The following is a 10,954-nucleotide window of genomic DNA, read 5'->3' on the forward strand; positions in this document are numbered from 1 at the left end:
CGGTATGTAATTGGATTGCGCCCAATGAAGCATTTAGAAGAAGTGTTAAATTCTTAAAAAAGAGACAGCAGGCAAAGTCAGAAAAAGAGGATCATTCATGCGTTTGTCGTGCACAACGTAATCTTTCTCTTGACAAATATTTTTTTGGTGATATACTTTGATTATCAAAATACTTTAAAATAAAAATATAAGAAAGCAAAAACAATATAGTTTGGAGAAAAATAATGATAGGAAAAATAAGTGGAACGGGTTCTTATGTACCATCAAGGTATCTGGATAATCATAATCTGTCACAGATAGTGGATACCTCAGATGAGTGGATTCGAGAGCGAACAGGAATAATCAGGAGACATATTGTGGAGGCAGACACGACGGTTTCGATGGCGGCACAAGCTGCAGAAAAAGCGTTGGAATCGGCAAAGATGCTGCCCGAAGAAATTGATTTGTTGATTGTATCTACGATTTCTTCGAATGTGATTCTGCCCTGCACAGCGTGTGAAGTCCAAAAGCAGATTCATGCAGTACATGCGACCTGTTTTGATCTGAATGCAGCCTGTACAGGATTTTTGTTTGCATACAATACGGCACAGGCTTATATCGCAAGCGGCATGTATCAAAATGTATTGGTGATCGGGGCGGAGAGTTTATCGAACCTCGTGGATTGGAAAGACAGAAGCACCTGTATCTTGTTTGGAGATGGAGCGGGGGCAGTGGTACTCAGGGCAGAAGAGGGAGAGTCATATCATATGGTGACACATTCCGATGGGAGCAAGGGAGAAGCACTGACGTGCGACACAGGTTCGTTTATGAAAATGGACGGGCAGGAGGTCTTTAAGTTTGCGGCAAGACAGGTTCCGGCTTGTATCACAGAAGTGGTGGAACACAATCACTTAATGGTAGAAGATATTGACTATTTTATATTACATCAGGCAAACCGGCGGATTGTGGAGGCGGTTGCCAAAAGGATGAAGGTAGAGCTGACAAAATTTCCGATGAATCTGCAGGAGTATGGAAATACATCTTCTGCCAGTATTCCATTATTGTTGGACGAGATGAATCGGGAAGGCAGACTAAAGAAAGGGCAAAAGCTTGTCCTGGCTGGATTTGGAGCAGGTCTCTCGTGGGGAGCAAGCTTGTTAGAGTGGTAATTTCCCTTTGGGATTACATAAAAACAGAATCAAAAATAAGTGAGATAAAAGGAGAAAAAAAGATGTTAGAGAAAGTAAAAGAAATTGTAGCAGATTCATTGGGAGCAGATGTAGAGACACTTACAGAGACGACTTCTTTCAAAGAAGATTTGGGAGCAGATTCGTTAGATTTGTTCGAGATGGTAATGGCATTTGAGGAAGAGTTTGAAAAAGAGATTCCATCAGAAGATTTAGAACAATTAACAACCATTGGAGCGGTGGTAGCATATTTGGAAAAATAGAAAAGGAACAAGATGATGAAGACAGAGATCACAAAGTTATTAGGAATTGAATATCCAATCATTCAAGGTGGTATGGCCTGGGTTGCAGAATATCATCTTGCCGCCGCCGTATCAGAAGCCGGAGGTCTGGGACTAATTGGAGCAGCAAGTGCGCCGCCAGAATGGGTGCGTGAGCAGATCAGAGAAGTGAAGAAGCTTACAAACAAGCCATTTGGTGTGAATATTATGCTTATGAGTCCGAATGCGGACGAGGTGGCAAAGATTATTGTCGAGGAAGGAGTCCCTGTTGTGACGACGGGGGCTGGGAATCCTGAAAAATATATGCAGATGTGGAAATCTGCGGGTGTGAAAGTGGTTCCGGTTGTCGCATCGGTAGCAATGGCGAAGCGGATGGAGCGCTGTGGGGCAGATGCGATTGTGGCAGAAGGGACAGAAGCCGGAGGTCATATCGGAGAGAATACGACGATGGTTCTGGTGCCTCAGATTGTAGATGCGGTTTCGATTCCGGTCATCGCAGCCGGAGGAATTGCGGATGGAAGAGGAATTGCCGCAGCGTTTCTGCTGGGAGCAAGAGCAGTTCAGATGGGAACACATTTTGTAGTGACAAAAGAGTCTCAGGTGCATGAAAATTATAAAAAATGTATTTTAAAGGCAAAGGACATTGATTCGAGAGTGACAGGCAGAACAACCGGTCATCCGGTGCGTGCACTCCGCAACCAGATGACAAAAGAATATCTTCGTCTGGAAAAAGAAGGAGCCTCTTTTGAAGAGTTGGAGCTGCTTACACTTGGAGGTCTGCGAAAGGCAGTGGTAGAAGGCGATGTTGTGCACGGAAGTGTGATGGCAGGCCAGATTGCAGGAATGGTCAAAGAAGAGATGACCTGCAGAGAGCTGATTGAAAAACTGGTGAGGGAGACAGACTCATTGATGAAAGGAACCGGCTTTTATGAGTAAGACAGCATTTATTTTTCCGGGGCAGGGCGTACAGAAAGCCGGCATGGGAAAAGATTTTTATGAAAATAGTGAAGTGGCAAGATACATTTACGATACCGCAACGGAAGCATTGCAGCTTGATATGAGGAAACTTTGCTTTGAAGAAAATGCGAAGCTTGACAGGACAGAATATACACAGGCAGCGCTTGTAGCTACCTGTCTTGCGATGGCGAGAGTGTTGGAAAGCAAAGGAATCAGACCGGATGTGACCGCGGGATTAAGTCTTGGTGAGTACTGTGCCGTGGCGATGGCAGGAGGAATTAATGACCAAGATGCTATTATGGCGGTAAGGCAGAGAGGAATTTTGATGCAGGAGGCAGTACCTTTGGGAGTCGGGGCAATGGCAGCGATTCTTGGAATGTCAGGAGAAGCGGTAGAGGCTGTCTTAGAGGAGATACCAGATGTATTTGTTGCAAATTACAATTGTCCGGGACAGATTGTGATTACCGGAAAGGCGGAAGCGGTTCAGAAAGCAAATGAGGCGCTGTTGTCCAGTGGCGCTAAAAGAGCCATTTTACTGAATGTAAGCGGACCATTTCATTCGCCGTTTTTGAAAGAAGCAGGAGAAAAATTAGGAAAAGTTTTAGAGGGAATTTCGTTCAAAGAGCTGGAAATACCATATGTCACAAATGTGACTGCGCAGTATGTCACAGATATTGAGGATACGAAACCTCTTTTGGAGAAACAGGTATATTCTTCTGTGAGATGGCAGCAAAGTGTGGAACAAATGATTGCGGACGGTGTGGATACGTTTGTGGAAATTGGTCCGGGCAAGACGCTTGCAGGATTTATACGCAAAATCAATAAAGAAGTGAAGGTTTTCCATGTCAGTGAGTGGGAAGATGTGGAAAAGATAGGAGAAAATATATGTTACAGGGGAAAATAGCAGTCATCACAGGGGCATCAAGAGGAATCGGCAAAGCGATTGCGGAAAGATTTGCATCAGTAGGTGCGTTTGTGATTATTAACTACAACGGTTCAAAGGAACATGCACAAGAAGTGAAGCGTGAAATCTTGGAGCATGGAGGAAATGCAGAAATTATGCAGTGTAATGTGGCTGATTTTGCGGCATGCGAGACATTTATCAAACAGATTGTGGATAGATATGGAAGAATTGATGTTCTTGTGAATAATGCAGGGATCACAAAAGATGGTCTGCTGATGAGAATGTCAGAGGAGGCGTTTGATGACGTGATTGCAACGAATCTGAAGGGAGCATTTCACTGTATCCGGTTCGCGTCAAGATATATGATGAAACAGCGTCAGGGAAGAATTATCAATATGTCTTCGGTTGTAGGTGTTGCAGGGAACGTGGGACAGGCGAACTATGCGGCATCTAAAGCCGGGGTGATCGGACTGACGAAGTCTGCTGCAAAAGAGCTTGCATCCAGAAATATTACGGTAAATGCGATTGCTCCGGGATTTATTCAGACTGAGATGACGGAGATTCTTTCAGATGCGGTGAAGGAAGAGACAAAGGCGAAAATCCCGCTTGGAACATTTGGAAGTCCAGAAGATGTGGCAAATGCGGCAGCATTTCTTGCGTCGGAGGAGGCCGGCTATATTACAGGGCAGGTGCTTCATGTAGACGGTGGAATGGTAATTTAAAAAAGGAGCAGGAGTGCATGAAAAAGAGAGTTGTAATAACAGGAATGGGGGCGATCACCCCAGTCGGAAACAGTGTGACGGAATTTTGGGACAGTATCAGAGCGGGAAGAGTAGGAATCGGACCGATCACAAAATTTGATACTTCAGAGTATAAAGTAAAGATCGCTGCGGAAGTAAAGGATTTTCAGGCAAAGGATCATATGGATTTTAAAGCGGCAAAACGTATGGAGCCATTTTCTCAATACGCAGTAGCTGCGGCAAAAGAAGCGTTTGCGGATGCGGGAATTGACATGGAAAAAGAAGATCCGTTCCGTGTGGGAGTAATGGTTGGATCCGGAATTGGAAGCCTCCAGGTCGTGGAGCGAGAATATACAAAGATTGTGGAAAAGGGACCTTCGAGAGTCAATCCATTGATGGTTCCGCTGATGATTTCTAATATGGCAGCAGGGAATGTTTCCATACAATTAGGAGCACGAGGAAAGTGTACAAATGTTGTAACCGCGTGTGCATCAGGGACAAACTCCATCGGAGATGCGTTTCGTGCAATTCAATATGGCGATGCAGATGTGATGGTTGCAGGAGGAACTGAGAGTGCAATCTGCCCGACAGGAGTGGCAGGGTTCACCGGATTGACTGCGCTTACGACAGAGGAGAATCCGATGCGGGCGTCAATTCCGTTTGACAAAGACCGAAGCGGATTTGTGATTGGAGAGGGTTCTGGGATCGTTGTACTGGAAGAGCTGGAGCATGCAAAGGCAAGAGGAGCAAATATTTATGCAGAACTTGTCGGCTATGGTGCAACAGGGGATGCTTACCATATTACATCTCCGGCAGAAGATGGAAGCGGTGCGGCAAAAGCGATGCTGCTTGCGATGGAAGAAGCGGGGATACAGCCAAAAGAAGTTGCCTACATCAATGCACATGGCACGAGCACACATCACAATGATCTGTTTGAGACGTATGCAATTAAAAGTGCATTTGGTGAGGCGGCAAAAGATGTCGTCGTCAATTCTACAAAATCAATGATTGGACATTTGCTTGGAGCAGCAGGCGGGGTGGAATTGATCGTCTGTGTAAAAGCGATACAGGAAGGGTTTATTCATCAGACGATGGGAACAAAAGAACCGGAGGCAGATTGTGACTTGAATTATGCAATCGGAGCGCCGATTGAGAAAGAGATTCGTTATGCGATGAGTAATTCTTTGGGATTTGGCGGACATAATGCGACGCTGCTTGTCAAGAAGTATGAAGGATAGGTGTGAAAATATGGAATTTGAACAGCTTGTGAAATTGATTGATGTGGTGTCAAAGTCCGCATTGAATAGTTTTAAATATGAAGAAAAGGGCGTAAAGCTATCTTTGCAAAAAGAAAGCTCCGCAAAAGCGGTAACCGTTTATCGGGAGGAAGAACTTCTGATACCGGAAGCGCCTGTAAGGGCAGAGAAACAAGAGGGGTATGTGGTAAAGTCTCCGTTAGTTGGAACTTTTTATACCGCCCCTTCAGAAGATGCGGATCCATTTGTACAGGTTGGTGATCAGGTGAAAAGCGGTCAGACACTTGCAATTGTGGAGGCGATGAAACTGATGAATGAGATTGAGAGTGAATACACAGGAGAAATCAAGGAAGTTTTGGTGGAAAATGGGCAGATGGTGGAATATGGACAACCATTGTTCCGCATTGGATAGAGTTGAGAAGAGGAGATCACGTATGAGGTATTTGAGTACAAAGCAGATTCAGGAAATCATTCCGCACAGACATCCGTTTCTTTTGGTGGATTACATTGAGGATTATGAGCCGGGTGTGTTTGCTTCAGGATATAAATGTGTCACATACAGAGAAGATTTTTTTGCCGGACATTTTCCGCAGGAACCGGTTATGCCGGGTGTGCTGACAGTGGAGGCGTTGGCGCAGGTTGGCGCAGTTGCAATTCTTGCAAAAGAAGAGAATCGTGGAAAAATTGCATATTTCGGAGGAATTCAGAAGTGCAAATTTAAAGGAAAAATTGTACCCGGACATAAGGTGAAGCTGGAGACGAAGATTATTCGGCAAAAAGGACCGGTCGGAGTCGGTGAAGCGGTAGCAAGTGTAGATGGGAAAATAGTAGTCAGCGCAGAATTGACATTTATGATTGGATAGGTGAGAAAATGATAAAAAAGGTGTTAATTGCCAACAGAGGAGAAATTGCAGTGCGCATTATAAGGGCATGCCGTGAGATAGGAATTGAGACCGTTGCCGTTTATTCAGAGGCGGATGCGGAAGCGCTGCATACACAGCTTGCAGATGAGGCGGTCTGTATCGGTCCGGCACCGTCAAAAGACAGTTATCTGAATATGGAACAGATCATCAGTGCGACGATTGTATCAGGCGCAGATGCGATTCATCCCGGATTTGGTTTTTTGTCGGAAAACAGCAAGTTTGTGGAGCTTTGTGAGCAGTGTCATATTACTTTTATCGGCCCGAATTCGGATGTCATCCGCAAAATGGGACACAAGGCTGAGGCGAGAAACACGATGATCCAAGCAGGGGTGCCGGTCATTCCCGGAAGTAAGGAGCCGATATATGATGCGAAGACGGGAGCAAAGATTGCAGAGGAAATAGGTTATCCTGTCATCGTAAAAGCCGCACTTGGCGGAGGGGGAAAAGGAATGCGTGTCGCCCACAATGCAGATGAATTTGAGACAAGTTTTCAGACGGCACAAAAAGAAGCTGAGATGGCATTTGCAGATGGCACCATGTACATTGAACATTTTGTACAGCATCCACGCCATATTGAATTTCAGATTCTGGCAGACAGCTATGGAAACGTGATTCATCTTGGGGAGCGAGACTGTTCCATTCAAAGAAATCATCAGAAAATGATAGAGGAATCTCCGTCGGCAGCAATTTCAGATACACTTCGTGAGAAGATGGGGCAGGCAGCAATAAAGGCAGCAAAGGCAGCACATTATGTCAATGCGGGAACGATTGAGTTTTTGCTGGAATCAAATGAGCAATTTTATTTTATGGAGATGAATACAAGAATTCAGGTGGAGCATCCGGTCACAGAATGTGTGACAGGGATTGATCTGATCAAGGAGCAGATTCGTATCGCGGCAGGGAAAAAACTCTCCTATCGCCAGCAAGATGTAAGGATTGGGGGACATGCGATTGAGTGCAGGATCAATGCGGAGAATCCAAAAGAGCAGTTCCGTCCATCGCCAGGGTTGATCACAGATGTGTATTTTCCGGGCGGAAAAGGAGTTCGGATTGATACAGCTGTCTATAATGGCTATGAAGTGCCGGCGTATTACGATTCCATGCTCGCAAAACTGATTGTGCATGCAAAGACCAGAAAAGAGGCAATTTCCAAGATGAGAAGCGCTCTCGGAGAAGTGATTATCGAGGGGGTCGATACGAATGTGGACTATCAGTATGAAATTATGAATCATCCGGATTATCAGGCGGGAAATGTGGATATTGAATTCATTTCCGAAAAAATGTATTGATAAAGGATAGAGAAAAGGCAGGTGATACAGTTGAGACTAAAAAACATGTTTAAAAAGAATACTTATATTTCGCTTACAGAAAACAGCTCCAAAAAGCCAGAAGTGCCGGAAGGATTGTTGAAAAAATGTAATGCCTGCAAATCAGCAATTTTTGCGCAGGACGTAAAGGATGCAGACTATATCTGTCCGAAATGTCACAATTATTTTCGGATCCATGCACGTCATAGAATTGAGATGGTCGCGGATGAAGGAAGTTTTGAAGAATGGAATATCGATCTGGAGACAAGGAATCCTCTGCATTATAAAGGCTATGAAGAGAAAATTAAAATGATGCAGGAAAAGACAGGACTTGACGAGGCTGTCTTGACTGGAAGCGCTTTGGTTCATGGAATCAAAACAGCAATCGGTGTATGCGACAGTCGGTTTATTATGGCAAGTATGGGAGAAGTTGTGGGAGAAAAAATCACGCGTATGGTTGAGCGCGCGACAGAGGAAAAACTTCCGGTCATTCTATTTGCCTGCTCAGGCGGAGCGAGAATGCAGGAAGGAATCGTGTCGCTGATGCAGATGGCAAAGACGTCGGCAGCATTGAAGCGGCACAGTGATGCAGGGCTTCTTTATATTTCGGTGTTGACAAATCCCACAACCGGAGGAGTGACAGCAAGTTTTGCAATGCTTGGAGATGTGATTCTGGCAGAACCTGGGGCATTGATCGGGTTTGCGGGTCCAAGAGTCATTGAGCAGACAATCGGACAAAAACTCCCGCAAGGATTTCAGCGCTCTGAATTTTTACTGGAACATGGATTTATTGACCGGATTGTAGAGCGAAAAGAATTGAAGGCTGTACTTTCAAAAATTCTTTCCATGCATCAAAAAAGAGACATTCCGATTGCAGAAAGACAGCAGGAGGAAAATGAAAGAGAGGCAGAAAGGAAGACGATGTCTGCGTGGGAGCGTGTTCAACTGTCTCGCAGAAAAGATCGACCGACCGGAAGTGACTATATCAAACGTCTGTTTACGGATTTTATAGAGCTTCACGGAGACCGCTATTATAAAGATGATAAGGCGATTATCGGTGGAATTGCGAATTTTCAGGGAATTCCGGTTACAGTGATTGCGCAGGAAAAAGGAAGGACAACGAAAGAAAATATTGAGTGTAATTTTGGAATGCCTTCTCCGGAAGGATACCGAAAAGCACTTCGTCTAATGAAACAGGCTGAGAAGTTTGGTCGCCCAATCATCTGCCTGGTAGATACGCCGGGAGCATTTTGCGGTCTGGAGGCAGAAGAGAGAGGTCAGGGAGAAGCAATTGCGAGAAATCTATTTGAAATGTCTGGGTTGAAAGTTCCTGTGCTCTCGATTGTAATTGGAGAAGGGGGAAGTGGTGGAGCACTTGCCGTGGCAGTGGCAGATGAAGTATGGATGTTGGAAAACTCCGTATACTCCATCCTTTCACCGGAAGGATTTGCTTCTATTTTATGGAAAGACAGCAAGAAGGCGAAGGAGGCTGCGGAGGTCATGCGCCTTACTGCGGAAGATTTAAAACAGATGGGCATTGTAGAGCGCGTGATTTTTGAAGAGTCAGATTTGACAGCAGATCGGATGGGAAGGGTCTGTGAAAGGCTTTCTATTTATATGGGACAGTTTTTTGGTGTTTATTCCAATATGACAGAGGGAGAATTGATGGAACATCGGTATGCGCGTTTTCGAAAATACTAACGTATAAGAAGGGAAAAGGATGGGTTCGTTTAAACTAGGAGAAAAAGAAATAAAAGTTCCGGTGATACAGGGCGGTATGGGGATCGGGATCAGTCTGGGAAATCTGGCTGGAACGGTAGCAAGAGAAGGCGGGATTGGTCTGATTTCTGCGGCACAGATTGGTTTTTTGGAGCCGGATTTTGAAGAAAATCCGTTGGAAGCGAATTTGCGAGCAATAGAGAGTCAATTACGGAAAGCAAGAAATATTGCGCCGGATGGAATAGTAGGGTTCAATATTATGACTGCGATGAGAGATTATGAAAAATATGTTCGTGCAGCAGTGGAGACAGGTGCTGATCTTATTGTATCCGGTGCAGGACTTCCGGTAGATCTGCCTGCGTATGTAAAAGGGAGTAATACAAAGATTGCTCCGATTGTATCTACCTGTAAATCAACAAATGTCATTTTAAAATATTGGGATAGAAAATATGGACGAACGGCAGATATGGTAATCATTGAAGGACCAAAAGCCGGCGGACATCTGGGATTTTCAGAAGAGGAACTTTCGTATTATACAGATGAGAAATACGCCGATGAGATCGGAAACATTCAAAAGACAGTCGATATGTATGCCAAAAAGTATGGCACAAAGATTCCGATTGCGGTGGCAGGAGGGGTTGACACACCGCAAAAAGTGAAACGTGTATTGAACTTGGGAGTTCAGGCAGTACAAGTGGGAACAAGGTTTGTCACGACAGAAGAATGTGACGCAGATATCCGGTATAAACAAGCGTATATCAAAGCTTGCAAAGAAGATATTGTAATTGTGAAAAGCCCGGTTGGTATGCCGGGGAGAGCAATCAAAAATACAATGCTTGAGAGCGTGCTGCGAGGTGAGAACATACCTCCAAGAAAATGCTATCATTGTCTTGCAAAATGTGATCCTGGACAAATCCCATATTGTATCACAAAAGCGCTCATAGAAGCGGCGAAAGGAAATACAGAAGAGGGGTTGTTGTTCTGCGGCGCAAATGCTTATCGAGCAGAGAAAATAGAAACTGTAAAAGAAGTCATTGCGAATTTGATGCAAGAATGTGTATAATAGAAAAGGAAAGATATTCTGGTTGAAGGAGAGAGAATAACGTGAATGCTTATGAGACGCTCAATGATATATTGGTTCACTTGTTCAATGAGATCTGGGAACTGGAAGAAAAAGCAATTATTACGGAGGAATATAAAGACATCAGTAATAATGATATGCACATTATAGAAGCAATCGGATTAGGCAAAGGCAACAACATGTCTGCGATTGCAAAAAAGCTCAATATTACAGTTGGCTCTCTGACAACTTCTATGAACAGTTTGGTGAATAAAAAATATGCAGTCCGAATTCGCAGTGAGGAGGACAGACGTGTTGTCTATATCAGACTGACAAAGAAGGGGGAGAAGGCGTATCGACATCACGAAGATTTCCATACGCAGATGACACAGGCGGTTGTGGATAAACTGACAGAAGAAGAGATCCCGGTATTATTGAAGACGCTAAATGGGTTATCAGAGTTTTTCCGGAACTATCATGAACGAGAATAAAGAACATAAGAAATGAGGCGATGCTAATATAGTATCGCCTCAGACTGTAGACAAAGTCCCGGACAGAAGTCCGGGTTTTTCTTTTATCAAGTTTTCCACATTTCTAACTTTTTTCCATAGATTTACCAAGAAAAATGGTTCGGTTATCAA

12 protein-coding genes are annotated in these 10,954 nt (G+C 44.3%); all 12 read left to right on the forward strand.

The genetic code is table 11. The annotated features are described in order from the left end of the window. Positions 1-224 precede the first annotated feature (224 nt). The 12 genes from ACTQXY_RS14200 (at position 225) to ACTQXY_RS14255 (ending at position 10,804) form a co-directional block, all read left to right on the forward strand. Positions 225-1,148, forward strand: a complete 924-nt coding sequence (locus tag ACTQXY_RS14200; RefSeq protein ID WP_441660003.1) for a beta-ketoacyl-ACP synthase 3 — start codon at positions 225-227, stop codon at positions 1,146-1,148. 62 nt (positions 1,149-1,210) lie between these two features. After that, the gene (gene acpP, locus ACTQXY_RS14205) at positions 1,211-1,429 is read left to right on the forward strand and encodes an acyl carrier protein (protein ID WP_441660004.1); all 219 of its coding nucleotides are present in this window, start codon (positions 1,211-1,213) and stop codon (positions 1,427-1,429) included. Between the two features lie 15 nt (positions 1,430-1,444). After that, positions 1,445-2,383, forward strand: a complete 939-nt coding sequence (gene fabK / locus ACTQXY_RS14210; RefSeq protein ID WP_441660013.1) for an enoyl-[acyl-carrier-protein] reductase FabK — start codon at positions 1,445-1,447, stop codon at positions 2,381-2,383. Next, positions 2,376-3,308 (forward strand): ACP S-malonyltransferase, encoded by a 933-nt coding sequence (gene fabD, locus ACTQXY_RS14215; RefSeq protein ID WP_373206623.1) that lies wholly within the window; start codon positions 2,376-2,378, stop codon positions 3,306-3,308. The genes fabK and fabD overlap by 8 nt, the downstream gene beginning before the upstream one ends. After that, positions 3,290-4,030 (forward strand): 3-oxoacyl-[acyl-carrier-protein] reductase, encoded by a 741-nt coding sequence (fabG, locus tag ACTQXY_RS14220; protein WP_441660005.1) that lies wholly within the window; start codon positions 3,290-3,292, stop codon positions 4,028-4,030. The genes fabD and fabG overlap by 19 nt, the downstream gene beginning before the upstream one ends. Before the next feature lie 17 nt (positions 4,031-4,047). Then, on the forward strand, positions 4,048-5,286 hold the full coding sequence (fabF, locus tag ACTQXY_RS14225) for a beta-ketoacyl-ACP synthase II (RefSeq protein WP_441660006.1): 1,239 nt from the start codon (positions 4,048-4,050) through the stop codon (positions 5,284-5,286). A 10-nt stretch (positions 5,287-5,296) separates the two neighbouring features. Then, entirely contained in the window at positions 5,297-5,716 is a 420-nt protein-coding gene (accB, locus tag ACTQXY_RS14230) for an acetyl-CoA carboxylase biotin carboxyl carrier protein (protein ID WP_441660007.1), read from the forward strand. 22 nt (positions 5,717-5,738) lie between these two features. After that, the gene (gene fabZ, locus ACTQXY_RS14235; RefSeq protein ID WP_441660008.1) at positions 5,739-6,167 is read left to right on the forward strand and encodes a 3-hydroxyacyl-ACP dehydratase FabZ; all 429 of its coding nucleotides are present in this window, start codon (positions 5,739-5,741) and stop codon (positions 6,165-6,167) included. An 8-nt stretch (positions 6,168-6,175) separates the two neighbouring features. After that, a complete protein-coding gene (locus tag ACTQXY_RS14240; protein WP_441660009.1) occupies positions 6,176-7,516 on the forward strand; it encodes an acetyl-CoA carboxylase biotin carboxylase subunit in 1,341 nt (446 codons plus the stop codon). A gap of 30 nt (positions 7,517-7,546) precedes the next feature. Further along, a complete protein-coding gene (locus ACTQXY_RS14245) occupies positions 7,547-9,235 on the forward strand; it encodes an acetyl-CoA carboxylase carboxyltransferase subunit alpha (RefSeq protein ID WP_441660010.1) in 1,689 nt (562 codons plus the stop codon). Positions 9,236-9,254: 19 nt separating this feature from the next. Beyond that, complete coding sequence (locus ACTQXY_RS14250; protein ID WP_441660011.1) at positions 9,255-10,316, forward strand: nitronate monooxygenase; 1,062 nt, start codon at positions 9,255-9,257, stop codon at positions 10,314-10,316. 41 nt (positions 10,317-10,357) lie between these two features. Then, positions 10,358-10,804 carry a transcriptional regulator, SarA/Rot family gene (locus ACTQXY_RS14255; protein ID WP_441660012.1) on the forward strand — a complete coding sequence of 149 codons (447 nt, stop codon included), beginning with the start codon at positions 10,358-10,360 and terminating at the stop codon, positions 10,802-10,804. The last annotated feature ends 150 nt before the right edge of the window (positions 10,805-10,954 follow it).

The sequence above is a fragment of the Faecalimonas sp. LCP19S3_D12 genome (assembly GCF_052121495.1).
In the GTDB taxonomy this organism is placed as follows: domain Bacteria; phylum Bacillota; class Clostridia; order Lachnospirales; family Lachnospiraceae; genus Faecalimonas.